The sequence below is a fragment of the Sulfuriroseicoccus oceanibius genome, assembly GCF_010681825.2.
GTDB lineage: Bacteria > Verrucomicrobiota > Verrucomicrobiia > Verrucomicrobiales > SLCJ01 > Sulfuriroseicoccus > Sulfuriroseicoccus oceanibius.
On record NZ_CP066776.1, the window covers coordinates 1,161,832 to 1,187,134 of the forward strand.

General features: G+C 58.9%; 17 protein-coding genes and 1 pseudogene. 12 read left to right on the plus strand and 6 right to left on the minus strand.

The genetic code is table 11. The features are described from left to right. Nucleotides 1-81 precede the first annotated feature (81 nt). From G3M56_RS04550 to G3M56_RS04600, 11 genes and pseudogenes are all read left to right on the plus strand, one after another. Entirely contained in the window at nucleotides 82-2,853 is a 2,772-nt protein-coding gene (locus G3M56_RS04550) for a sulfatase (RefSeq protein ID WP_164364583.1), read from the plus strand. Between the two features lie 88 nt (nucleotides 2,854-2,941). Continuing rightward, the gene (locus G3M56_RS04555; RefSeq protein ID WP_164364585.1) at nucleotides 2,942-3,478 is read left to right on the plus strand and encodes a sigma-70 family RNA polymerase sigma factor; all 537 of its coding nucleotides are present in this window, start codon (nucleotides 2,942-2,944) and stop codon (nucleotides 3,476-3,478) included. Further along, nucleotides 3,475-5,022: a LamG-like jellyroll fold domain-containing protein gene (locus tag G3M56_RS04560; RefSeq protein ID WP_164364587.1), complete on the plus strand. Its 1,548-nt coding sequence runs from the start codon at nucleotides 3,475-3,477 to the stop codon at nucleotides 5,020-5,022. The genes G3M56_RS04555 and G3M56_RS04560 overlap by 4 nt, the downstream gene beginning before the upstream one ends. Nucleotides 5,023-5,031: 9 nt before the next feature. Next, nucleotides 5,032-7,752: a sulfatase-like hydrolase/transferase gene (locus tag G3M56_RS04565; RefSeq protein ID WP_164364589.1), complete on the plus strand. Its 2,721-nt coding sequence runs from the start codon at nucleotides 5,032-5,034 to the stop codon at nucleotides 7,750-7,752. Between the two features lie 44 nt (nucleotides 7,753-7,796). Next, nucleotides 7,797-9,842: a Sip1-related alpha-galactosidase gene (locus tag G3M56_RS04570; protein ID WP_164364591.1), complete on the plus strand. Its 2,046-nt coding sequence runs from the start codon at nucleotides 7,797-7,799 to the stop codon at nucleotides 9,840-9,842. 213 nt (nucleotides 9,843-10,055) lie between these two features. Further along, complete coding sequence (locus tag G3M56_RS04575) at nucleotides 10,056-10,595, plus strand: sigma-70 family RNA polymerase sigma factor (RefSeq protein ID WP_164364593.1); 540 nt, start codon at nucleotides 10,056-10,058, stop codon at nucleotides 10,593-10,595. 11 nt (nucleotides 10,596-10,606) lie between these two features. Continuing rightward, on the plus strand, nucleotides 10,607-12,112 hold the full coding sequence (locus G3M56_RS04580) for a LamG-like jellyroll fold domain-containing protein (protein WP_164364595.1): 1,506 nt from the start codon (nucleotides 10,607-10,609) through the stop codon (nucleotides 12,110-12,112). A gap of 40 nt (nucleotides 12,113-12,152) precedes the next feature. Continuing rightward, the gene (locus tag G3M56_RS04585) at nucleotides 12,153-12,872 is read left to right on the plus strand and encodes a PEP-CTERM sorting domain-containing protein (RefSeq protein ID WP_164364597.1); all 720 of its coding nucleotides are present in this window, start codon (nucleotides 12,153-12,155) and stop codon (nucleotides 12,870-12,872) included. 151 nt (nucleotides 12,873-13,023) lie between these two features. Further along, nucleotides 13,024-13,452, plus strand: coding sequence for a sialate O-acetylesterase (locus G3M56_RS04590; RefSeq protein ID WP_164364599.1), 429 nt, complete (start codon nucleotides 13,024-13,026; stop codon nucleotides 13,450-13,452). Nucleotides 13,453-13,499: 47 nt separating this feature from the next. Next, a complete protein-coding gene (locus G3M56_RS04595; protein ID WP_235203492.1) occupies nucleotides 13,500-14,708 on the plus strand; it encodes an IS256 family transposase in 1,209 nt (402 codons plus the stop codon). A gap of 87 nt (nucleotides 14,709-14,795) precedes the next feature. After that, a pseudogene (locus G3M56_RS04600) lies at nucleotides 14,796-15,245 on the plus strand (sialate O-acetylesterase); the annotation flags it as partial. A gap of 274 nt (nucleotides 15,246-15,519) precedes the next feature. Here G3M56_RS04600 and G3M56_RS04605 read toward each other — a convergent pair. The 4 genes from G3M56_RS04605 to G3M56_RS04620 all read right to left on the minus strand — a co-directional run bounded on the left by G3M56_RS04605 (nucleotide 15,520) and on the right by G3M56_RS04620 (nucleotide 21,874). Then, complete coding sequence (locus G3M56_RS04605) at nucleotides 15,520-18,135, minus strand: sulfatase/phosphatase domain-containing protein (protein ID WP_164365547.1); 2,616 nt, start codon at nucleotides 18,133-18,135, stop codon at nucleotides 15,520-15,522. 91 nt (nucleotides 18,136-18,226) lie between these two features. Continuing rightward, the gene (locus tag G3M56_RS04610; RefSeq protein ID WP_164365548.1) at nucleotides 18,227-18,451 is read right to left on the minus strand and encodes a VF530 family protein; all 225 of its coding nucleotides are present in this window, start codon (nucleotides 18,449-18,451) and stop codon (nucleotides 18,227-18,229) included. A gap of 8 nt (nucleotides 18,452-18,459) precedes the next feature. Further along, nucleotides 18,460-20,502 (minus strand): hypothetical protein, encoded by a 2,043-nt coding sequence (locus G3M56_RS04615; RefSeq protein WP_164365549.1) that lies wholly within the window; start codon nucleotides 20,500-20,502, stop codon nucleotides 18,460-18,462. 205 nt (nucleotides 20,503-20,707) lie between these two features. Then, a complete protein-coding gene (locus G3M56_RS04620; protein WP_164365550.1) occupies nucleotides 20,708-21,874 on the minus strand; it encodes a pyridoxal phosphate-dependent aminotransferase in 1,167 nt (388 codons plus the stop codon). 253 nt (nucleotides 21,875-22,127) lie between these two features. On the opposite strand from G3M56_RS04620, the gene G3M56_RS04625 reads away from it, so the two are divergent. Then, nucleotides 22,128-22,814, plus strand: coding sequence for an HAD family hydrolase (locus tag G3M56_RS04625; protein WP_235203589.1), 687 nt, complete (start codon nucleotides 22,128-22,130; stop codon nucleotides 22,812-22,814). Nucleotides 22,815-22,923: 109 nt separating this feature from the next. Here G3M56_RS04625 and dnaB read toward each other — a convergent pair whose 3' ends face one another. Further along, complete coding sequence (gene dnaB, locus G3M56_RS04630) at nucleotides 22,924-24,384, minus strand: replicative DNA helicase (RefSeq protein ID WP_164365552.1); 1,461 nt, start codon at nucleotides 24,382-24,384, stop codon at nucleotides 22,924-22,926. A gap of 219 nt (nucleotides 24,385-24,603) precedes the next feature. Then, entirely contained in the window at nucleotides 24,604-25,086 is a 483-nt protein-coding gene (gene rplI, locus G3M56_RS04635; protein ID WP_164365553.1) for a 50S ribosomal protein L9, read from the minus strand. Between the last annotated feature and the right edge of the window lie 217 nt (nucleotides 25,087-25,303).

Consider the following 25,303-nt stretch of genomic DNA (forward strand, 5'->3'; position numbering starts at 1 on the left):
TCTATATTCCGCCTGGAGGGCGTTGATTCGCCCTCCAGGTTGGATCTGGATTGTGGATTCGAGTGCTTGGGTTGTTGGTTTATGAAAGTGGCAAATTGGAGCCGGGTCGCGTTGGTGATTGCGCTGGTGTTTGGTAGGTCGGCTCTGTGCGCCGATGTGATCAGTGTGAATTTTGAGCAAGGCGGCCAGAGCTCCGGGGACGAGTTGGGCGCCGCTGTGGAAGCGGGTGTGGTGCCCGTGGCGCAGTGGAACAATCTCAATGTGGGGGCGATCGGTGTGCATGGCGTGGCGTTGGCGCCAACGGCGGTGAAAGATCGAACCGGTGTGGAGACATCAGCGACGGTAGCGGTGGATCTGGCCAGTGCGTACGTAGGTGAGTCTGGCTCCGGAGGAGGTTCGCCGGATCGTGTGATGATGGCATCGTATGTTTCGTGGGACCCTGTGGATGGTGTGGCTCCCGAGGACTCGGGAGGGGTGACGGTGGCGGGTTTGCCATCGGATTTCACCGATTCGGGGTATTCGGTTTACGTCTATTTTGATGCGGATGTGAACGACCGTACTTTTGATATTGGAGTTGCGGGCATGAGTGTCCGTGGTGCGGATAGTTCGACATTTGCAGGTGTTTTCAAGAATGCGGCGTCGTCGCCGGGAGATGCGAACTGCGCGGTTTTTTCGGGGCTGAATGCATCCGGCTTTGTGATCTCAATGAACTCGGATTCGGGGCGTGCCGCTCTCAACGGCTTTCAGATTGTGGCGAATACCTACCAACCGGCACCTGCGATCACGTCGTTTGTGGCGGATGATTATTACGTGGAGCCGGGCGGTGCGGTGACGCTGCGCTGGGAGACCTCGGGTGCGACCAGCTTGAGTATTGCGCCTGATGCTGGGGATGTGTTGGCTGGTTCTAGTGACGGGGTGGGTGAGGTTCGGGTTACGGTGCCTGACGAGACGACGACGTATATCTTGACGGCCTCCAGCGGGGGAGGTGCTGTGACATCCAGAGTTCGGGTCGGGGTTGGGCCGGCGCGGCCGAACATCGTTTTGTTCCTTGTGGACGACATGGGAACGCAGGATACGTCGGAGCCATTCGTGGTGGATGAGGCTGGAAATGATGTGCCGACCGCGATGAATCAATTGTACCGGACTCCGGCGATGAGGAGTCTGGCGGATCAGGGGATGAAATTCACCAATGCGTATGCCATGCCGGTTTGTTCGCCTACGCGCTGTAGTCTCATGAACGGGCAAAACTCAGTGCGGCATCATGTGACCAACTGGACGGGGAGGGATGTCTCGCCATCGGGCGGCGGGGAGACTGGGTTCAACTCCTCCGCCAGTCATAACTCTCCGCGTGATTGGCGGAGGATGGGGCTGGACGTGAGCCAGAGTACGCTGCCGGCGTTGCTTAGCGGTGCCGGTTATCGGACGATTCACGTGGGCAAAGGGCACTTCGGAAATGCCTTTAGCAACATGGATCCGGCGGACTGTGGGTTTGATATCAACATCGGTGGAACCCAGATCGGGCAACCGGGGAGCTATTACGGCAATCAAAACTATGGGTCTGGAAACATGCAGGTGCCCCATTTGGAGGCGTATCATGGGACCTCCACGTTTTTGACGGAGGCGCTGACCGTGGAGATGAACAAGGCGATCGAGGCGTCGGTTCGGGACGGTGTGCCGTTTTTCGCCTACATGTCTCATTATGCGGTGCACCAGCCGTATGACGAGGACTCCAGGTTTGCTGGAAACTACCCCGGCTTGAGCGGGTTTGACCGGGCGTACGCGACCTTGATCGAGGGGATGGACAAGTCGCTCGGGGATATAATGACGAAGCTCAATGAGCTAGGGGTTGCCGAGGACACATTGGTCATCTTCCTGTCGGATAATGGAAGTGATAACCCAAACAAAGCGGCGTCGGCTCCGCTGCGGGGGTACAAGGGGACGAAATGGGAGGGCGGCTCACGGGTGCCGATGATCGTAGGGTGGGCGAAGATTGATGCGGGCAACCCATTTCAGGCGGAGTTGAGTATTCCGGTGGATCGCTACGAAGATGATATTGTGACGGTATTTGACCTGTATCCGACCGTACTCGGGGTGGCGGGTGTGGGGCGTGGAGACCAGGTTGTCGATGGCTATGATCTGCGGGAGTACTTCAAAGGGGTGCCCGGGCAGCACCGGCCGCAGGAGTTGTTAATTCACTTTCCGCATGACCACGCTTCGGATTACTACACGTTTTTGAGGCAGGGGGACTACAAGTTGATCTACCACTATGTGGATGACCGCTATGAGCTCTACCATCTTGGCGATGACTTGGGGGAGACGGTCAATTTGGCGGCAGCCGAGCCCGAGCGGGTGGTGCGGATGGCGCGGCGGATGGCGCAGATGCTCAATGAGCATGGTGCGCAGTGGCCGACTTTTGACCGATCTCCGGATGATGTGGATGATCCGTTTGCGATGCCTCTTGTGGTGGGTGTTGATTTGGATGCCGACGGGCTTGACGACCGGGAGGAGGATGCGAATGGAAATGGGCTGGTGGACCCGGGGGAGACCAACCCGGATCTGGACAATAGCGACGGGGATAACGTTGGCGATGGGGATGAGGTGAAGCTGGGGACCGATCCTTTGGATGCGTCGAGTCGCTTTGAGGTGGTGCCTGCGTTGATGTCGGACGGCACATTGGAGCTCGTTTGGCCCTCCCGGCCGGGAACTACGTTTACGATCCGATCGAGCTTTGATTTGAAGGATTGGAGCACGGTGGTTGCTGCTGCAGTGCCCGCTTCGGAGGGGCGGGTTACACGGTTCAACTTGGGGCGGATGGACGGGGCTCAGGCCTTTTTCAGAACGGAGCTCGAGTGACGGGCGACGGTGGATTGCCTGACGATGCGTTTTTTCTGAGGAAATATGATAACGTTTGCAGGCGGGTCGACGTGCCCACGGAGCCATCATGTCGTCATCTCCTGAACATTTCCGCGAGTTCGTAAGTCTGCTGACCAGTCATCAGTCGGCGCTTCGTGGGTTTATCGTGTCTCTTCTGCCTGGGCTTCCGGGGGCATCCGATGTGCTGCAGGATGTGAACGTCATCCTTTGGGAGAAACGTGCCGCGTTTGAGATCGGGAGTAATTTTCGTGCGTGGGCGTTTAAGATCGCACGTTACGAGACCCTGAACTACCGCCGCAGGCTGCAGCGGGACGGTGTGGAGATGCTCAACCCTGAGCTGATTGACCTGATGGCCGCGGAGTATGAACGGCGCCCCGAGCTTACGGAGAGGCGACTTGAGGCTCTGCAGCATTGTCTGGAGGGCTTGCAGCCGCAGCATCGCGAGTTGATCGAAGGGCGCTATATGAGTGCGTCCTCGTTGGTCGATTATGCGGCGAGGGTGGGGCGTTCGGCCGGTGGCCTGCGGGTGGCATTGCATCGGTTGCGTGCGTCGTTGCGCAAGTGCGTGGAGTCGAAATTGGTGGTTGCTGAGAGTCGCGTATGAACCTTGAAGAATTAGAATTGTTGGTGGGTGATCTGCTGGACGGCAGCCTGTCGGGCGAGAAGCGAGCGGAGTTGGAGGCTGCATTGATGGCGAGCCCTGAGGCGCGTGAGCGATTCAGTGAATTGCTTCAATTGCACAACGCGATGGAGATTCATACTGAAGGACTTCCTTCTGCGAAATGGGGGCGTGCTGTGATTCCTGTAGAACGTGTGATGAGGCGTCAGCGGCGCAAGATTATGCGAATTGCGGTCATGGCTGCTGCTGCGGTGATTGTCCTTGGGGCGGTGGTGATGCGCATGATCCACGTGCCGCACGCGGCCGAGCTTGCTGGGTTTGAGGTGGCGCGTGGGACACGTTTTGAGGTGACGCATGCGGTGGATCGGGCGAACCCGACGGGTGGCGCATTGCATGCGGGATCCCGGATGGTGATTTCGCAGGGGGCGGTGGAGTTGAAATTCGAGTCTGGCGTTCGTTCGGTGGTGCAGGCTCCGGCTGACCTGACATTGGATGCCGAAGGTGTGGTGAGTTTGGACGAAGGGGTGGCCTGGTTCCATGTACCGGCGGATGCTGTCGGGTTTGAGGTGGTTGCGCGGGAGGTGAGAATCGTGGATCTGGGGACGGAATTTGGCGTGGTTTCCAGCGGGATGGTCGCGGATGAGGTGCATGTGTTCGATGGGCGGGTGGCTGTGACCCACCTCTGGGGAGGCGATTCCACGCGGCGTGAGCTGGTTGCCGGTGAGGCGGTGAGGGCAACCGATGAGGAGGAGCTAGAAGCACAGGCCACGGATAGAAGTCGTTTTACCTCGGTCTTGCCGGATGGACTGCCGTATTTGCACTGGTCGTTCGACGGGGCGGATCCGTTCCAAGTGCGTGGCACCTACAATGCGGTATCGCGGATCAAGACGGGCGATGTCGCTGGGCTCAGTAATCCGGAGTTGGTGCCGGGGGTGGTGGGCAATGCCGTGGTATTCAACGGAGAACGTCAGGCGTTGGTGACCAACTGGCCCGGGTTCACCGGGAAGCGGGCGCGGACGGTGAGCTTTTGGATGCGATTGCCGGCGGGTGTCGGGCAATCGGGGCTTAATGGCATCGTAGGCTGGGGGGATCCCGAGTTGTACGGTGGGAAGTGGAAGGTGTTGGTATGTGATGGAGAGGAGGCTGATTCCCAGGTGGTGCGGGTTTCGTGGGGGGCTCACTGGGCGGATGGCAGCATCGATGTAAATGATGGTGAGTGGCATCATGTCGTGGTGACCACGACGGGCCAAGTGGATGCGGCCGGGCACTTGGATATCGCAGTGTATGTCGACGGGGTGCGTGACGCGCATCGGTTCGAGGGGACAGAAGAGAGCGGTCCGGTGCATGAGATGCGCACGGGATCGCGAACCCAGGCCGCGCAGCCGCTGATGTTTGGTTCCAGCCTGCAGTCACGCATTGAAGATCGCTTCTTCTTTAAAGGCGAGATCGACGAGTTGTTCATCCATGCGGGGCATGTCACCGCTGAGGAGGTGGCGCGCATGCGAGAACTCTCCGGGGCTCAAAACTAGGATCACAAGATGATGAGATATGTTGTTTCCGCGGCCTTGTGGCTGCTCGCGCAAGGTGGTGTGCTTGCTGGTTCTTCCGTGTTGATGGATTTTGGCACCGTGCAGGGAGCTGCCGGTGGGAATTGGAACCATTTGGGAGCGGGGACCTCGTTGGCCGATCTGGTGGACAGCTCGGGGACGGCGACCACGATCGATCTAACGCTGCGTTTTCATGGATCGGGGGCGGGCTATGGCGGTGGGGCCTTCAATAGCGAGGATCCCGGAGCTCCCGAGCCATTCAATGTGAAGAATGCTTATGCCGACGGCTTGTATAGCAACAACCACACCGAGGCTGGTATTGATATTACTTTGAGCGAACTGGCTCCGAACACATCATACACCATCACTTTCTACGGTGGGCGCAATGATGGTAACTGGAGTGACGCGGATGTTACCGTAGTGGTAGGCTCGGGAGATGGAGGGAAAGTGACGCACCGCGCGGCGTGTTCCTTTGTGGTCACTTCGGATTCCTCTGGGGGGATTCGGCTGAACTTTGTGGACGATGGGAGCAATGTCTCGTCGGGGGCGAATGCGACCCTGGCGGCAATGAGTATTGAGGAAGTGCCGAACTTACTCCCGACGATCGGGGAGTTTTTGGCAGATGATTATTATGTCGCAGCGGGTGACGCGGTGACGCTGGAGTGGCGGAGTGACAAGGCGACGTCACTGGTGATCGACCAAGGGGTGGGGGATGTGACGGGCGTTGGCGTGGATGGGAGCGGTAGCTTTACGGTGAACGTGGAGCAGACCACGACGTACACGCTCACGGCGGCCAACGACGAGGGGGCGGTGACTGAGAGTGTGCGCGTGGTGGTAGGGGACCCACGGCCGAACATTTTGTTCTTTTTGGTGGATGATATGGGGTGGCAGGACACGTCGGTGCCGTTTCATTACGATGGCTCGGGCAACCCGGTGCGAGGGGTTTACAACGATCGTTACCGTACGCCGTCCATGGAAACGCTGGCAGCCCAGGGGCGGAAGTTTACCAATGCGTATGCTTACTCCATCTGTTCGCCGACGCGGGTGTCTATCATGACAGGGATGCATGCGGCGCGGCATCATGTGACGACGTGGACGCATCCTGAGACGCCACAGCACACGGGGGGCAATTCGGTGGCGCATCTCGACTCCCCGGCTGACTGGCGGATGGCGGGAATGGATGCGGCGGATATTCCGTTGCCCAAAATGCTGAAACAGGCTGGATACCGCACGATTCACGCGGGGAAGGCGCATTTCGGACCCAATAGCGAACCGTCCGGGGACCCTCGTTTTCTTGGTTTTGATGTGAACATTGCAGGTCACGGAGCCGGCGGGCCGGGATCGTATCTCGGATCGCAAAACTTCTCGGGCACATGGCGCGGAGCTCCGGCGTTCTGGGATGTCCCCGGACTCGATCAGTATCACATAGGCAATTATGGGCAGGAGGTATTCCTCACCGAGGCGCTGACTCTGGAGATGAACCGTGAAATCGAACGGGCGGTCGCAGACGGGGTGCCGTTCTTCGCCTACATGAGTCACTATGCGGTGCACGTGCCGTGGACCAATGACGAACGTTTTACCGCCAACTACGATGGCAGTGAGCCCGGCGAGCCGAACCTGGGCGGGCAGGAGTTGGCCTTCGCTACCATTGTGGAAGGGGTGGACAAGTCGTTGGGCGATATCATGGCCAGGCTGGAGCAGCTAGGGGTCGCGGATGATACCTTGGTGATCTTCTACTCTGACAATGGTAGTGACCTGCGGGATGGACGGGAGGAATCTGTGCTTCGCGGGTACAAGGGAACCAAGTGGGAAGGTGCGTTCCGTGTGCCGTTTATCGTGGGATGGGCGAAACTGGATGGGACCAATTCTTTCCAGCAGGCATTGCCCATCCCCGCCAACACAAGGGACGAGCGCGTTATTAATTGTGAGGATATGTTTTCCACGGTGGCTGCGGTGGCAGGAGTCGCCTATGACCATGATGTGGACGGATATGATTTGAGCCCGTATTTCCGCGGGGTGGAAGGAGAGCTGCGTCCCCAGCAATTCATCCAGCATTTCCCCCACGGGCATGGATCGGATCATTTTGTGGTGATGCGGCAAGGGGATTGGAAGATTATCCACGAGTATTCCAATGGGACGACCCAGCTTTTCAACCTGGCCGATGATGTTGGCGAGGCTACTGATGTGGCGGACCAGCACCCGGAGTTGGTGATGTCCATGACTCGTCACTTGATCCAGGAGTTGGAGCGGTATGGCGCCCAATACTCAAGGAATGTGGATACAGGGGGTGAAATACCTCCGAAGTTACCCAACCTGCCGGCGGTGGATGTGGATGAGGATGGAGTGGCCGACCTGACCGAGGACGCCAACCAGAATGGGTTGGTCGATCCGGGGGAGACAGATCCTGATAACGATAATACCGACGGCGACAATGTGCCGGATGGAGATGAAGCCCGCTTGGGAACCGACCCGCTGGATGCGGCCAGTCGCTTCGATGTGCTGCCGATACGACATGCGGATGGAAGCATCGAGCTTCGATGGCCGTCTGCGCCCGGAGCAACCTTTACCATTCGCAGCAGTCACGATCTGAGCGACTGGTCTACCGTGGTGGCGGATGCGGTGCCTGCGGCTGGCGCGGGTGCGGTTGAGACTTCGTATGTGTTCGCCGCGGGCGAGTCAGGTCGGAGGTTTTTTCAGGTCGAACTTAACTAGAGTGCGATAGGATGTGTTTCTGTGAGTTCTGTTAGATTTGAGTGATGCGATTCAGGTGGGTTTGCTTTCTGTTGGGGCTGGCGGCCAATGTCTGCCTGGCAGGCGAGATTGATGTGCGCCAGTTTGATGGGGCAGGGGTGCTGGAGGCTCAGGTGGTATCAGCCAAGCCTGATGGGAGAGGGCTGATCGAGCGAGATGTACTGCTCTTGCCGGACTACGAGGCCGGGATTTTCTATGCACCTTACACCGACGGCCGTGCGGCGATTGGCAACCGCTTTCTCGGAGTGGCATTCACGGATATGGACCATCTCGCGCAGCGGCGCGCTGAGCTCAAGACCGGACGGGCGATCGCCGATGCAGATCTTGGTTCGTTTCTTTGTTTGAAGTTAGAGGATAGGCGTTATCTCGCGCTGCTGGCACTAGCGGGTGAGGGGGCGTTCTCGTCGTTTACGTTCCGTGACCAATCGCTGTGGGTGGATGCGGGCACGTTTGGCACGGCGGAATACTCTGGCTGGCTGCCAAAGCTGGCTTATGCGCATGGGAGCACGCCGCACGAGGCGAGCCTTGCGGTGTGGAAGGCGGCTCTTGCGTCGCAGAGTGTGAACCATTCGGCGCGGATGCGGGGGGAGAAGCGGTTTCCCGAGCCATTCCGGTATCCTGGGTATTGCACGTGGGAACACCTGCGCCGTGACCTCAGTGACGGGAGGTTGGCCGGAACGATGAAGAAGATGGCGGATCACCCCGTGGCGTTTCGGTGGTTGTTGGTCGATGACGGGTATGAACACCACCGGGACGAGGGGTTGTTGGGTTTTGCTCCGGATCCGGAAAAGTTTCCGCATGGGTTTGCGCCGCTGCAAAAGCTCAAGGAGGAGACTGGCATCCGCTGGCTGGGAGCGTGGTGGTATATGGGTGGTTATTTTGCAGGAGTGTCGCCTAGCCACGGAATCGCGGAGTACCATGGGATCTTGGAGGAGGGCCGGGATGCGGTTGGTGGGTTGGTGCCGCGGATGAATCAGGAGGCGGCAGATGAGTTTTATGGTGCCCGGGCCCTTGCGATGGCGCGGGATGGGATTGATTTCATCAAGGTGGACTTCCAGACGAAGTACTTCCGCGATCACCTTGGGGGGGCGAACCCGGTGCAGGCGTTCAGTTACTATCACCGGGGACTTGAAAAGGCGTTTGAGGAGAACTTTTCAGCCCTGATCAACTGCATAGCCCAACATCACCTGCATGTGATGAAGCATCGGATGAGTTCAACGATCCGCTTCAGCATGGATTTCAACAAGCATGACGAGGAGCACAATGCGTTGATCACCGTCCAAAGTCTGCGCAATTCGCTTTATCTCGGGCATGTGCATTGGGGGGACTACGACATGTTTCTGACGTCCAACCGCTCGGGGAGGTTGATGGCCGAGATCCGGGCGATCGCGGGGAGTCCGTTGTATGTTTCTGAGGCGATTGATGCGGTGAAGGCGGATGTTTTGCTGCCGGCGGTTTGGAGCGATGGGGAAGTGTTGCGACCATTGGCGCCGGCGACATTGACTCCGGATGGGTTCTTTGGTTGCCTGGACCGGATGCCATTGCGTGCGGTGGCTCCGCTGCCTGGGGAGGTTGCTACATTCTGGCTCGCCAATGTGTGGCGTGATGATCCGATGCAGGTGGAGCTTAGCCCTGCAGATTACGGGTTTGGCGGGATGATGATGCAGCCTTATGAGGGGCTGTGGCAACAACCGGAAGAGGGGCTGGTGGCGTATGAGTGGAAGACCGGCAAGGCGTGGAAGATGCAAGGTGAGTACAAGGTTTCACTTGCCCGTTGGGAGTCGAGTATCGTGCATTTGGTTCCGGTGCGCCACGGATGGGCTGTGCTCGGGCGGCCTGACAAGTATCTCGCGCCGGCGGCGTGCCGAGTGGTCGAGCAGAGCACCGAACGGCTCAAGCTTGAGGTCCGGGAGGGAGGGCCGCTTTTGATTTGGTCCGAGCGCGGGGTGCCCAAGCTGGAGGGCAGAGCGATGCGTGAAGTGAGTGAGCACCTGTACCGTGCGGATTTGGAAAGCGGCGGATCCGATGTGGTTGTGACGGTGGATCGGTAGGATCTCGTCGGCTGGCGGGCATGGTGATGGGATGCGTCGGCTCTGCGGTGCGGGCGTATAATTCGGGTGGAAACGTCCGGCGTTGGTGGCGGGGCGTAATGCTTTGAGCGCCCTGGGATGTGAGCATGTGAGGCGGAGGATGTGAGAAATGTGAAAATTTTCTAAGAAAATCTGATCACGTTTTCGGGGCGACTTTCATCACTGCATGACCCCATGCCCCCCGAAGAAGAAAAAGACCAGGAATTCGTCCAGTTGCTGACGAGTCATCAAACGCCATTACGCGCGTTTGTGATCTCATTGGTGCCTGGCTCTCCTGACGTGGAAGACATCCTGCAGGACACCAACGTGGTGCTGTGGGAGAAGCGGGAAAGCTTTGAGCTGGGGACCAATTTCCGGGCATGGGCATTTGTGATTGCTCGCAACGTGACGATGGCCGTGTTGCGCAAGAACAAACGCAATGCCGCCCCAATGTTGGACGAACAAGTGATCCACGCGGTGAGCGAGAGCTGGCATCAGCGGGAACAGGTGAACGATCCGTTGAAGCGCCATGCCTTGGACCTTTGTTTGGCGGCATTGCGTCCTGCCGACCGCGAGATCGTGCAGGCCCGCTATCAGACGGGAACGAGTTTGACCAAGCATGCGGTGGCGAAGGGGCGTAGTGCGGAGTCACTGCGCACGGCGCTTTACCGGATCCGGGCCAAGCTGCGCAAGTGTGTGGACCAGCGTGTGAAGATGGCGGGAGGTGACGCGTGAGACAGGGGGAATTGGATCGATTGCTCCAGCAGATGCTGGAAGGTGTGATCGCGCCGCAAGATCTGATGCGGGTGCGCCAGGCGTTGTTGGAGAGCGAGGAAGCGCGCCAGCATTATCTGGATCTGGTGGAGTTGCATAATATGTTAGATCAAGGCTGTGGGCAGCCAGTGGCTCAGAACTTTGCTTTAGCGAAACGAAGCCCGGCTGCGGCACGAGGGCGATCGGGGTGGATGCGTGGGGTCGTGGCAGCTGCTGCTGTGGTTGTTTTGTCGTTTGTCTGGATCTTTGTTTTTGGGGGAGGGGATGGACGTGAGTCTGCGGATGAGCAAGGGATCGTCCTGAGGCAGGCGCCTGGGACGGAGATTCGGATTATCGGGGAGTCTGGCCGACGCTCGGATGTCATGCGGGTTGGCTCGCGATTGGAAGTGAATGCGGGGAGTGTGGAGCTACAGTTTCCCAATGGGGTGTCTGGGGTGCTTGCTGCTCCAGCAGTGCTTGATGTGAAGTCGCTCGGGCGGGTGGATTTGCTGAAGGGTTCCGGCAGGTTCCGGGTGGAGGAAGCTGGCGAGGGGTTTGTGGTGCGCACAGACAGCCTCGAAGCAGTGGATCTGGGAACGGAGTTCGGTGTGGCTGCTCCATTCGATCGGTTTCATGAGGTGCACGTGTTCGAGGGTGAGGTTGTTGCTCGGGCTGTAGGTGAGGATGACGATCAGTTGTTGCGTGCGGGGGATGGTTGCCGGTTGACGAAAGATGGAGGTTTCGAGCCGATCCCTGCGCGTGCCGCAGCGTTCCTTAAGCAGCTGCCTGCCTCATTGCCGTATCTGCACTGGTCGTTTGACCGGGTTGAGGATGGAGGCTTCGCGGCTGGCGGCACTGCTGCCAACGTGGATCTGGCGCATGCGGTGCCGCGGGAAAAAGAGGCGTCAGGTTTGATGGTTGATGGCGTGCGAGGGCGTGCGGTCGAGATCAAGGGGTTCAACGAGGAGTTGGTAACCGAGCATCCGGGGATTGGGGAGCGTCAGGCGCGGACGATTGCATGCTGGCTGAGGATTGACCGGCTACCGGAGTCGAGGCTGGCGCGTCAGACGATTGTCGGCTGGGGGGATCGGGGGCGAGGGTTTCGCAATCTTGAGCGCTGGCAGGTGGCGCTGACCCGCGGGGAAGGAGACGCAGCAGAACTTTGTATCATCGGAGCGGGCGAGCATCGGGGAACCACCGCACTGGAAGTCGGGCGTTGGTACCATGTGGCTGTGGTGTGGGATCGGACCGCAAGAGTCTTGAGAGCTTACATCGACGGGGAGCACGAGCCCTTGCTCCATGAGGGCGAGGATGAGGCGCCGTTCACCTACACCGGCTCTGATGCGTCGCCATTGGTGATCGGCGCCACGATGGACCCGGACAATGTCTGGTTCGCACCGCTGCGCGGCGCCATGGACGAACTTTTCGTGATCGAGGGTGCCCTCGATCAGCAGGCAATCCAACGCCTGAAGGAAACCAATCTGGTGGATCCGGAATGAGCCGGGTTCACCTTGTGCAAAAAACACGAATACACAAAACATGAAAAACAAACTGATCAGCTGCGCTGCTATCTGCGCGGCTCTGACGGCAAGCAGCCACGCTGCTAACATCATTAGCACTGGCTTCGCCGGTGTGGTGGAAGACACCAGTTCTGGGGTTGTTGCTTCCGGATTTACCTGGGATTCCGATTTCGGTGAGGGCGGTAACGCGTCCACCAGCCTTACATTCGTAGGTGACGGCTACACCATCAGCAGCTTCATTGCAGAACAGCCAGGTGCTGCAGGTACCGAGGTCGGCGAACCAATTGGTATCGCTGGTAACGTCGGGAACCAAGGAGACTGGAGCACAAGCTTCACATTCACCGCAGGCGATACTTACGATCTGAGTAACTTTGCCATCAGCTCTTACTCCATCACGGCAGGTGGTGCGCATCAGAACGCTGATGACAAGCCTGTTTTCTGGCTGCTGTCGATTAAAGATGGCAGCACTGAGATCTTCAGTGGTCGCGAAGACTTCATTGAGCCTGCAGGTACCGGGAATCTTCCTGGGAGCTTCAACTTCGATCTTAGTGGTTTCTCCTTGAATGCTGGTACTCAGTACACATTCGATCTCACCGTTGGTTCCGACAATGGCGGAGGTAACAACATCGCTCTTAACTCCCTCGCTCTTGAGGGTGTCGCTCAGGCTGTGCCAGAGCCGTCGTCGGCTGTGTTGCTTGGCATCGGTGGTGCAGCATTGATTTTGCGCCGCAAGAAGTAAGCGATCTCATAGACTGAGGGAGAGATCCCTCAAGTGAACTATTCTGGCGGGGGCGTATGCCTCCGCCAGAACCATTTTTGGCAAGGTGTGCATTTATTTGTGCATGTTTGTGGAAGGCGGGCGGGACGGCGGTGCGTAGTACGCGCTGCTTATGAAGGTGATATCGTTTCTGATTTTGGTTTGGTTGCAGTGTGCTTCGCTATGGGCTGCGGAGGTGGACGTGTATTTGATGGCGGGGCAGTCGAACATGCAGGGATTGGGAAAGGTGGACCAACTTTCACCACAGCGGATCGATCGGGTACAGCACTGTTACTATTGGAACGGAAGCGCATTCGAAGTGCTGATCCCCGGTGAGACGAAGACCTCGCGATCGGTGGCAGAGTTCGGACCGGAGTTGGGCTTTGCCAGCGTGATGGCTACCAGCGAACGTCCGGTCTACCTTGTGAAGTATTTTGCCAGTGGAATGCCATTGCACCATGGATGGCACGGAGGGACGTGGCTTGGGGGACCAGCTGTGCCCGGCAGGACAAATTTCTACCCCGGGGGTAGTGTGCCAAAGCTTCTGCAAAAAGGGTCATGATGATTGATTAGGTTTTTAACAAAACAAGAACCCCTAATCGTCACACCATGACCCCACGACCAGATAAGACCACAACGCCGCAGTTGAAAAGTATTCTTGCCGAGCAGGAAGATTTTCTGAGGCCCTTGGTTCAGAAATTGATGCAGGAGATGCTCGAAGAAGAAATGAACGAGACACTCCAGGCGGTAAAATCAGAACGCAGCGACAGACGCCGAGGTTATCGCAGCGGCAGTTATCAACGCAGTCTCCTGACACGGGTAGGAAGGATCGAGCTGCGCGTTCCTCAAGATCGCGACGGACTCTTCAGCACCGAGATCTTCGATCGCTATCAACGCAGCGAGAAGGCTTTGGTAAGCACCCTGATCGAAATGTACGTGCAGGGCGTCTCGACACGTAAAGTCGCGCAGATCACCGAGGAGCTCTGTGGTCACCGAGTTAGCGCCAGTGTGGTAAGCAGGCTGAACAAAACGTTGGATGAAGAGCTTGAGAACTTCGCCCGACGCAAGCTCAGCCATGCCTATCCCTATCTCATCCTGGATGCCCGGTACGAAAAGGTTCGGGAGAACGGCGTGGTGCGCAGCCAGGCTGTGTTGATCGCCATTGGCATCAGTTGGGATGGGCGACGGGAGGTCCTTGCGACCGAGCTCGATCAAAGGGAAAGCGGAAGCAGCTGGAAGAACTTCCTACTTCAACTCAAGCAACGCGGACTGACGGGTGTTGAGTTCTGCGTGACTGATAACCATGCCGGCCTGCGACGAGCTATCAGCGAAGTGCTTCCCGAGGCGCTATGGCAACGCTGCTACGTCCACTTCCTTCGCAACGCTCTTGATCATCTACCTCGCAAGCATGACGACGACTGCTGCACTGAGCTGCGCTGGATCTATGACCGTCGAGACATCAATGAAGCGCGTCAGGATCTGCGGGCATGGTTGGCGAAGTGGGGAGGCAAATACCACAAGCTCTGTGACTGGGTCGAAAGTGAGATCGAAGAAACGCTTACCTTTTATCGACTTCCCAGAGAGCATCACAAGCATCTCAAAAGTACGAATATGCTCGAGCGACTCAATGAGGAGATTAAGCGTCGTACGCACATTATCCGAACCTTCCCCAACAAGGCTGCAGCCCAACGTTTAATCCGGGCTGTCACGCATCAAGTCCATGAGCAGTGGATCGATCAACACCGCTACCTGAACATGGATCACCTCAAAGAAGCCCAAAAGCTCAGCCTTACTTCAAATCAAACGTCCGCAGCCTGATCATCATCCTTCAAAGCCCTTTTTGCAGAACTTGACGTACATAACCACCCCGGGCTTGGGGCGGGAGATCCGAACCAAGGGCAGCTCTACAGGGCGATGATGGCGCGTTTCCAAATTGCGCTGAAGGCGCTTGAGTTGGGCGGGCATACGCCTGTGGTGCGGGGATTGTTGTGGATGCAGGGGGAGCAGGACAGCAAGCGCCAGGAATCCGCGGCCAGCTATGCCGCGAACTTGAAGTATCTGCGTGACCGGGTTGTGAGTGACCTCGGACTGCAGGAATTGCCGTTGGTGTTCGGGCAGGTCCTGCCGTATTCCGAAGCAAAGCCACGGTTTGTGGCGCGCGATGTGATCCGGGCCCAGATGGCAGCGGCGGATCAAGGATCCGGGGCTCCTGAATCGATCAAGCGAGCCAGGATGGTATCGACCGATGGATTTGGGTTACATGCCGACACGGTGCACTACAATGCGGATGGGCAATGGCAACTCGGAGTGTCGATGGCCTGCGCAATGCAAGAGTTACGCCAAATGAAAAGGTGAGCTCACGGAGCGGTGAGCTTGATCTGACGGGGGCGAGCACAGACCAGAGGCGGCGGAAGAATGGCGGCCGGCGGGCAAGATTTCCGCTACGGTGCTGTCACTGGCTTTGCCGGGTTGTTGTGGGGGGGGACCCAGGGTGAGGTCGCCTGAGGCTCCCTTCACCCTGGGCTGGTTTGCGCCTCCCTTGCTGGGAGGGATGTCGCTGCGCTTTAGGCTCAGGCCCGCGAGGATCGGGCGGATCGGGCGGATCGGGCGGATCGGGCGGATCGTGGTGTTAGTTCTCTTCGATTTTGTAGAAGGCGCGGGTCGTTGGGATGGGGGACGGGGTGCCGGGGTCGGTGAGAACCAATGGGCCATCGCCAGCGACCGCCGAGTCGACGGCGACGGTGGATTCATCGAAGCTGAGGTCTGTGCAGCGGTAGAGCGTGTAGGTTGCGCCTTTGACGAGGTCGGAGACATCGACGGAGAAGGATGTGCCGCTGTGGCCGGAGCCATTGACCTTCATTTTGCTGGTGATCGAGCCGGTGGCGTTCCAGTAGAGCGCGCGCTCAATGGTGCCGCTGAAGCTCTTTTGGCTGGCGTTGTAGAATGTGCCGGGCGTGGTTGAGAGGCCGGCGCGGTTGGTGAGTTCGCTGTTGGTAGTGCCTACGCTGAGTGTTTCGTTGCCTGACCAGTTGCCGGATGGTGAGGCATTGGTAATGGAGAACACATCCAGTGATGTGTTGCCGCCCTCGGTTTTTACCGCGAGCCGGAGAGTGCCGGTGGTGGAACCTTGTGCGGGAGGTGTGTAGATCGCGGCGATCTGATAGGTGATGCCGCTGGTCAGCGTGCCGTACGATGACTGGACGGCGATCTCGGGCAATGTGGTGTCGGCGAGTGATGTTGGCGTGGCGGGGTCTGATGAGTTTTGCTTTTGGATGAAGGTTGGCACGCCATCGACCAGGTACAACGCCGAGCCATTTGAGTTGCCTCCGATCTCGATCAAGAGCGCCATGCCCGTGAGGTCGGAGGATGCCGGGGTGCAGTTGATTTCTAAGGTGACGCCATTTTCTAGGACTGGTTGCGCGGTGGTTCGGTCTGTGGTGTCGCCTTCATATGCCGCGCTGTCAGGCTGGAGGCTGGTGAGGAGGTCTGGGTCCGGTAGGTCGACTCCGGGGATGGAGAACCCAGTGCCGGAGGTGTCGCCATAGAGTGTGCGGAGACTGCGCAGTTTGGTCATGAGGTCGATAACTAGCGCTTGGAACTGAGGCGTGCCGTCCACGCCGTCGGTTGGGTTATCAATGGTGCCTGTCTCCGCGTTGTAGAGCAGGTTGTTCATTTCATATGGATCCAGCAATAGGTCGAACAACTCCCATTGGTTGGCGCGTTCGTATTGGAAGATCAGCTTGTAGCGGTCCGTGCGGATGCCGTAGTGGCGGCCGACGCGGTGCTCGGCGGTGTAGCCCTCATAGTAGTGGTAATAGATCGAGTCGCGCCAAGCGGCGGGTTGGTCGTTGGTTGCGGCGGTTGCCCAGCCGAGGAAGCTTTCGCCGTGCATGGCGTCGTACTGGGTCACGCCCGCGGCTTCGAGTAGCGTTGGTGCGTAGTCGATGACCTGGACCATCTCGTTGACCTCGGTGCCCGGTGTGATGAGTGAGTTCCCCGAGGCGTCCTTCCACTGCATCAAAAGCGGGGTGCGGAGTGACTCTTCATACATCCAGCGCTTGTCGAACCATCCGTGCTCGCCGAGGTAGAAACCCTGGTCGGAGGCGTAGATCACGATGGTGTTGCGGTCGAGTTGGTTGGCTTCGAGGAAGTCGAGGATGTCGCCCACGCTGCGGTCGACTGATTTCGCGGTGAGCAGGTAGTCCTTGATGTAGCGTTGGTGGAAGTAGGCGTCCTTTTCGTCCTGAGTGAGGCTGTTGCGGTTGGCGTTCCACCACGTGCGGACTTCGTCGTAGGCCGTGCCGCCGAATGTGCTGCCATCGAGTTTGAGGTCTTCGTTCAAGCGCATGATGGCGGAGATCTCCATCTCTTGGGCGGCGGCGCTGGTGGCGCGGGTTGGGTAGCCGTTGCGGTAGTCGGAAAAGTTGGAAGGAACCGGTACCAGCGCTGGTGTCCACGAGGCGGGGTCTTCGGGAGCGGTTGTTGGGTTCGGGGTGACCGAGTAGTCCCATTCGACCTGACGGAAAGCTGCAGGGTCGATTTCCGCCGGGGCTGGGTTCCACACGCGGTGGGTGCCCTTGTGGTTGACCATAATGAAGAACGGATTGGTTTGGTTGGTGTCCAATCGGTTCTGGAGCCACGCCTGGGTGCGGTTGGTCAGCACGTCGGCAATGTATTCGCCGCTGTGGGTGATTGTTGTGGAGCCGCCGCTGGGTAGTGAGGTGATCAGTCGGGGGGAGTAGTATTCGCCCTGGCCTACGAGGTATTCGAAGTGGTCGAAGCCGGTGGGTGTGGTGCCGAGGTGCCATTTCCCGATCAGTGCGGTGCTGTAGCCGGCGGATTGGAGCAATTTGGGCAGCGTTTGTTGTGCTCCGTTGAAGCCGCCGGTGTTGGCTAGATGGCCGTTGGCGTGGGAGTGGAGGCCGGTGATGAGGTTGGCGCGCGACGGCTGGCAGATCGAGTTGCTGACGTAGCTGTGCGTGAACACAGCTCCTTGGTCTGCTAGACGGTCGATGTTCGGGGTCTGTGCCAGCGGGGAGTCTTTGAACACAAGGTCCTGAACGGTGGCGTTCGTGACGTTGTGATAGGCGCTGATGCCCTGCTGGGTGTGGTCGTCCGAGAAGAAGACCACGATGTTGGGGGCACTGGCTCGGGCTGTTGCGGCTGAAAGGGTCAGTGCGGCAAAGAGTCCGAGAGTCCGGGGGATACGTTTGGGGGCGGAGGGAAGGTTGCGGTTCAAGTTCATAGCAGGATGGGCGTCCGTTCATGGTTGATGAAAGGACGTGCTCGAACGTGAACAGCGGATTCGGACTATTTCTTAATGAGGCGGAGATCGCTCAAAGCATCTCCAATGTGCGGAGGTAGAGTTGCTCCACTTTTTTCCGAGCCCATGGAGTCTTGCGCAGGAACTTGAGGCTGGATTTGATCGATGGGTTGTCGTTGAAGCAATTGATGCGGATACGGTACCCGAGGTCCTCCCAGCCGTAGGCGTCGACGAGGGTGGTGACGATTTGCTCCAGGGTGACTCCGTGGAGTGGGTTGTTCGGTTGGTCTTGGCTCATCAGGGATGTTAATCGCGGGCTTTCCACAGGCGGTCTTCAGTGAGTGGTGTGACGCGCGGCGTGGAGGGAAGGTCGGTGGGCTCGGGCAGGTTGTGCGTGGTTTGCTTGCCCGAAGGGTCTGTGAATTCGACGTTGATCGGAGAGTCGGCAATCTTTCGGGGCAGGGCGAAGGCGTCGCAAGCGAGAGCGAACAACCGCGACAAATAGGGCAGTGTGTTCTTTTTGATCAACTCGTTTTGGAATGCAACGGCTCCGACGCTCATGCCGCCGATGCCGATGGCCAGCGCGGTGACTCCTGGGATGGCGCTGGAGATGGCGGTGGCTGCGTAAAGGGTGGCACCACCGTCGACGGCGGCCGTGACCAGTCCACCCAGAGCCGCGACGCCGCCCAGTGCGCCGAGTACGGAGCGGCCGCCGATGGAGAATCGTTGTTTTGCGGTCATGGATTCCCACGAGCTTTTGGTGATGGCATCGAGGGACGTGGGATCGAAGTTTTCGATCGGGTGTGCGTTGAACTCGGTGACCACAGAGGACCAGGCGGAGGCGAGATCTTCGATGGGGATGTACGCGGGGCACCAGCGTTGCGAGTGCATTTCCGTGGCGAGTGACTGGGCGTTTGCGAGGCGGACGCTGCCGAGGTTGAGCCGGTCTTTGACGTCGCTCTCGAGGTCGCTGAGCTTGGTGTTGAATGGGTTGAGCTTTTTGAGCCATCGCTTGCCGTTGGCTAGGGCGCTGTCGAAGGGCTTCGCAAGTTTCAGAGTGAATTTCAGGGCGAGCGGCGCGGTGCGGATGAAGCTGTCGTTGAGCGCGTTGGCAAACTTGATCGACGGAATCTGTAGGGGCTCTCCGGTCGATCGGTCGGTCATCATGCCGGTACAGAACTTGAGTAATCCGTCGCGGGTGGCTGCGATGGACGCCCGGCTCTCTTTAATCCATTCTTCGGTGGACGATCGTGCGGTGCGTTGGAGGTGGGTGAGCTCGTCCTCGTGGCTGGCGATTTTCACCTTTTGCAGCTCTGCGGCTTGGAACGTCGTGGTCAGTGCGGCCAGATCCGTGGTGCTTGCGGTTCCTTCGCTGAGGCGGAAAAAGGTGGGAAACTCATCGCCGGTTGCGCTGACGCGGTGGTCGAAGCCCTCGACCATGGCGGGAGGTGTGAGTTCGCGCCAGCCTGGGCGGCCATTGCGGGATTCGATCATGAAGTCGAATGCCCCGAACACGTGGTCGCGTGCGATGTGGAAGGACTCCAACAGTCGCGTGAGGTCCGGGTCATCGAGAGTGGTGGCGGGTTGGCCCGGCTCGGGGCGGATCATGTTCACCAGCAGGAAGAGCGGGGCGCTCCCCATGCGGCTGCGGATCGCGGAAAGCATATCGTGGCAGATGCGGTCGCGGATGGCGTCGCGTTTCCAGACCATGAGGAATGCAGAGCAGACGCGTGACGCGGCGGCCAGGAATTCCAGCCGTGGGTTTTGGGTGTCACCAGCGTCGTGGTCGTGGGTTTGAACGTCCGGGCAATCGAGGATGGCGGCGCCCAGCGGTTCGAGAGCGGGATCACCGGCGACGAGTGGAGTGGCGAGTTGGTCGAGGTGGTCGCGGCCGCTGCGGTACTGTGCTGCGGATTTTTCGGGGTCAGGGTCGAGGAACTCGACCTGGCCACCGTGCGCCTGGGTCATCAAGTCGAGCAGCGTGGCTTTTTTGTCCGGCTGGTCGAGCCATGATTGGGGCACCCAGTAGACGAACCTGTGGGTGGCCGTAGCGCTGCCTTCGCCGCGTGGGATGCGGGCTTGGCCTTCTTTGCTGAGGAAACTGGCAACGACGCTGGACTTGCCGGCGTTGAGTTGTCCGGTGACCGCGATGATCGGGCGGTCGAGCATGGCGCGAGCGGTTTCCAGGTTGCTCTGGGCGCGATGGATTTCGTTGCTGAGCTCGGTCTGGCCCGCCTTGGTGAGGGCTTGCTGAAGGTTGAGGGTGGTGCCGTCATCGGGCCACTGGGAATCAGCAACGATGGATTCGAGCGGTGATGGCGGGGGAGTGGCTGCGGACGAGTCAGGCATGCAAGAGGTATCGTGCGGCTGCAGGTGCCTGTTGGCAAGTGTGGACGATGGACTTCGGAAGGGGGGCATAGGTCCTATGAGTCCTATCGGACCTATGGGGTGAATCTCCGTAGCTTCTGAAGTTGGTGCTCCTCAATTACAAAAAAAACGCGCCCCGTCGGATGGTGGTCCGGCGGGGCGCGTGAGAATAGAGATCGCGGCTAGCTTAGTACGAGCGGCAGAAGTCTTCGAAGCGGTCGAGGCCTTCTTTGATCACGTCGAGCGAGGTCGCGTACGACAGGCGCACGGTGTAGTCGTTGCCGAAGGCGATGCCTGGGACAACGGCCACCTTGTAGCGGCTGAGCAGCTTGTCCGCGAAGTTGACCGACTTGAGGCCGATCTTACGGATGTTGACGAGGAAGTAGAACGCACCCTTTGGTTCGATGGTGGTGACGTTGTGGATGCGGTTGAGGCGGCTGAGCATGTACTTGCGGCGCATGTCGAGCTCTTCGCGCATGTCGTTGAGTGGTGCCTGGTCGCCCATGAGAGCAGCGATGGCGCCGTACTGGGCGAAGGTGGTAGGAGCGCTGGTCGAGTGGCTCTGGGCCTTGGCGATGGCCGCAGCGATCTTTTCAGGGGCTGCGGTGTATCCGAGGCGCCATCCGGTCATCGAGTAGGCTTTCGAGAAGCCGTTGACGGTGATGGTGAGGTCCTTCACTTCCTGGCTGAGCGAGGCGATCGAGATGTGCTCGGTGTCACCGTAGACGAGCTTTTCGTAGATCTCGTCGGAGAGGATGACGATGTCCTCGGAGAGGGCCACTTCAGCGATGGCTTCGAGCTCCGAGCGGCTGTACATGGCGCCGGTCGGGTTGCTTGGGCTGTTGAGGATGACCATCTTGGTTTTGATGCTCATGTTGTCCTCGAACTGCTCAGCGGTGAGCTTCCAGCCGTTCTTTTCGTCGGTTTCGACGATCACAGGGACGGCACCCGCGAGGCGGACCATTTCCGGATAGCTGGTCCAGTAAGGGGATGGGATGATGACTTCGTCGCCTGGGTCGCAAACGGCGAGGATTGCGTTGAAGAGCGAGTGCTTGGCGCCGCAGTTGACCGAGATCTGGGAAACGTCGTACTCAAGGCCGTTGTCGACCATGAGTTTGTTGGCGATGGCTTCGCGAAGTGCAGGGAGACCGGCGGCCGCGGTGTACTTGGTGGCACCTTGCTCGAGAGCGGCGATGCAGGCGGCTTTGATGTGATCCGGGGTATCGGTATCCGGTTCTCCGGCTCCGAAGCTGCAGACGTCTTCACCAGCGGCCTTCATTTCGGCGGCACGGTTGGTGACGGAAAGGGTCATTGACGGAGCAATGTTGGCGAGACGTTCGGCGGTGAGGTCCATGGTCAGTGCGATTGGGTAAAATTCGGATAATAGCTGGCTGCGCGTGAATGCTTTCAGACGCGTAGAGAAGCATCTGTCAAACTCGACAGATTCGCGTCTGATGCAAGCTAATAAACCCGCAGGATTCGAGGGAAATTTTAGCAAATGTTCCCCCGTGTCGGGGGCTGTCCTTGATCGGCGCAGGTGCTTGAGCGGCTGTGAAGCAGCGGTGGAGCGGGCTTGAATTCAAGGCGATCCGGTGGGACGGGTGGGCATGATGGATTTACCAGAATCTCTCCGCTCCGTGCGTGCGCTGATCTTTGATTTCGATGGCGTCATCGTCGACACCGAATGGGCGATCTTCCAGACGTGGAGCGAGCTCTTTGCTCGTCATGACGTTGAACTGAAGCTCGAAACGTACGCTCAATGTGTGGGGAGTGACCATGACGCGTGGGACCCGAAGGCGCATCTGGAAGAGTTGTGTGGCTACGCGCTCGACTGGGACGCTGTGTTGCCGGAGAAGCATGCGGCATCGCGCCGGTTGATGGCGGGGCAGGGGGTGATGGACGGAGTGGTGGAGTGGTTGGATGCGGCTCAATGTGCGGGCTTGCCGGTGGCCGTGGCGTCCAGTTCGTCGCACGAGTGGGTCCATGGATGGCTGACCAAGTTGGAGCTGCGTGAGCGCTTCGTTTCTCTGAGTTGTCGCGACCATGTCGAGCGGATCAAACCGGCACCGGATTTGTTTCTGCACGCGGCGGCTCAATTGGAGGTCGATCCGGCGGCCGCGCTGGTGATCGAGGATTCCGCCAATGGCACAGCCGCCGCGCATGCCGCGGGGATGCGGGTGGTCGCGGTGCCCAACCGGGTAACGGCACACCAGGATTTTTCCAAAGCCTGGCGTAGAGTGGGCTCGCTGGCTGAGCTGACGCTCGCCGATGCGCTGGAGCCCGTCGGCCGATAGCCTCGCCCTGAAAATGAATCAGCACTGCCCGTTGTGAGCTCGGGCAGTGCTGGGATTTGGATTCGTAGGTAGATCTCAGCCCGCTGGCGAGCCGGGGCTGACGAGGGGCTTACTCGTCGTCGTCGGTGCGTGCGCGGTCGCGGAAACGCATGATCTCGTTGATGAACGTGAGTGGGATCTCACCGGTCGGGCCGTTACGTTGTTTCGCGATGATGAGTTCGGCTTCCCCTTGGCGTTCGTCTCGTTCGTCCTCGTTGGTAGCGTAGTAAGCGGAGCGGACGAGGAGGCCGACGACGTCGGCGTCCTGCTCGATCGATCCGGATTCACGCAGGTCGGAGAGCTTGGGTTTGTTGTCGGCTCGGCCTTCCGGGTTACGGTTAAGCTGGGCCAGCACCATGACCGGGACGTTGAGTTCCTTGGCGATTGCCTTGAGACCTGCGGAGATCTCAGCCACCTCGATCTGACGGTTTTCCTGAGCTCGCTTCGTGTTCGACTTCATCAGCTGGAGGTAGTCCACCGCGATGATCTTGAGCGGGTGCTGGTTGTGAATACGGCGGGCTTTGGCTCGCAGTTCGAGAATCGAGACACCCGGGGTGTCATCGACGAAAAGCTTGGACGCGGCGATCTGGCTCGCCGCCTTGGTGAGCTTGCGGAAGTCTTCCTTGGTTGCAAAGCCGTCACGGAAGCGGTTGAGCGGCACTCCTGCGCGGGCGCAAAGCAGACGTTGGATGAGCTGCTGGGTGGACATCTCCAACGAGAACACAAGCGCCGGCTGGTTGAGGTCACAGGCAATGTGCTCGACCACGTTCATGACCAACGAGGTCTTACCCATGGCCGGACGGGCTGCGATAATGAACATCTCACCGCCGTGGAGGCCGTCGGTCATGGCGTCGAGGTCTTTGAGGCCGGTGGTGGTGCCGTGGGTGCCCCCTTTGTTTTTCACCATTTCCTCGAAGACCTTCACCGCTTCGATGACTTCCTCTTTGGTGTTCTTCTTCTGATCCTTGGCGCCCATTTCGCGGATCTGGAGAATCCGTTGCTCCACGGTGTCGAGTAGAGGTTGGACATCTTCCTGTTCCTCGTAGGCGGAGGTGATGCACTCGGTGCACGACGAGATCACGCGGCGCAGGATGTACTTGTCGCGGATGATGTGTGCGTAGGTCGCAAAGTTGGCCGAGGTTGGGGCGAACTCACCGAGCTCGGCGATGTAGCTTGCGCCGCCGATCTCCTCGAGCTGGTTGCGGTCGATGAGCGTCTGCGTGAGCGTGACGATATCGATCGGCGTCCGTTTGTTCTGCAGTTCGAGCAGGATGGTGTAAATGAGCTCGTGGGCCGGATGGTGAAATGCGGCCGGGCTGAGAAGTGGGATGACTTCGTCGATGATGCGGCCTGGATCCTGAAGCATCGACGAGAGCAGTCCTCGTTCAGCGTCGTGGCTGCTTGGCACGGAGCGCAGGGCTTCGATTTGCTCGATGCTTTTGGCTTTGCGGTCCTTTTTGCGTGGTCCTGACTGAAGGGCTGGGCCGTTGTCGTTGTCGGTGACTTCCGGAGCGGAGGGAAAGGATGGCATGGTCGGTGGGATCGCGGTGGGGTGAAGGGCGCACAATCTAGTCCATCAGTGGGGGCGCGCACAAGTGGGGAATGGGCCGATTGAGCCGATGGACAGCCGACGTCCGCGTGGAACGCTTGAGGAACCGAAGGCTGGGCGGGAACAAAAAAATCGCACCTTCCGAGAGGGAAGGTGCGATCTGTAGTCGGCGCGGTAAGCGCCGGAAATCGGCTGGCGTAATTACGCGTCAGCTGCTTCCTCTTCGCCACCCTTAGCGGTGACGTCGACGGTGAGCTTGGCGTGGATTTCGCTGTGCACTTTGACTTCGAGGGTCTGGCTGCCGGTGGTTTTGATCGGCTTCTCGAGGACGATGGCGTGGCGGTCGATTTCGATGCCGGCCTGAGCCTTGAGTGCGTCTGCGATGTCGCTGCTGGTGATCGATCCGAAGGACTTGCCGCCCTGACCGGTTTCGAGTTCGAGGGCAACTTTGGCCTTCTTGATTTGTGCTGCGACCTCTTGGGCAACTTTGATCTCTTCAGCTTCGCGAGCAGCGCGGGCAGCTTTGAGTGCTTCCACGTGGCGGCGGTTAGCGTTGGTCGCTTCGTATGCCTTGCCTTGTGGGATGAGGAAGTTGCGGGCGTATCCGGACTTGACGCTCACAACGTCAGCTTCAGCGCCGAGGCCTTCGATTTTCTCTTTCAGGATGACGTCAGTCGTAGCCATAAATTCTCTCCTTGAAATTCGGATTGTGGTTGGGTCGCCCTCGTATCGTGTTGATGGCGGGGCAGGGAGGGAAGAAAGCAGGGATTTCGGGCGTGTCAAGCCGAGCGCCTGCCAATTCGAGGAAATTTGCACTGAGATGAGAAAGTGTGGTGCCGCTTACTGTGTATTTGAGCGATTTCCGTCACATCCCAAAGTTTTACTTTCGATCATTGTTTCA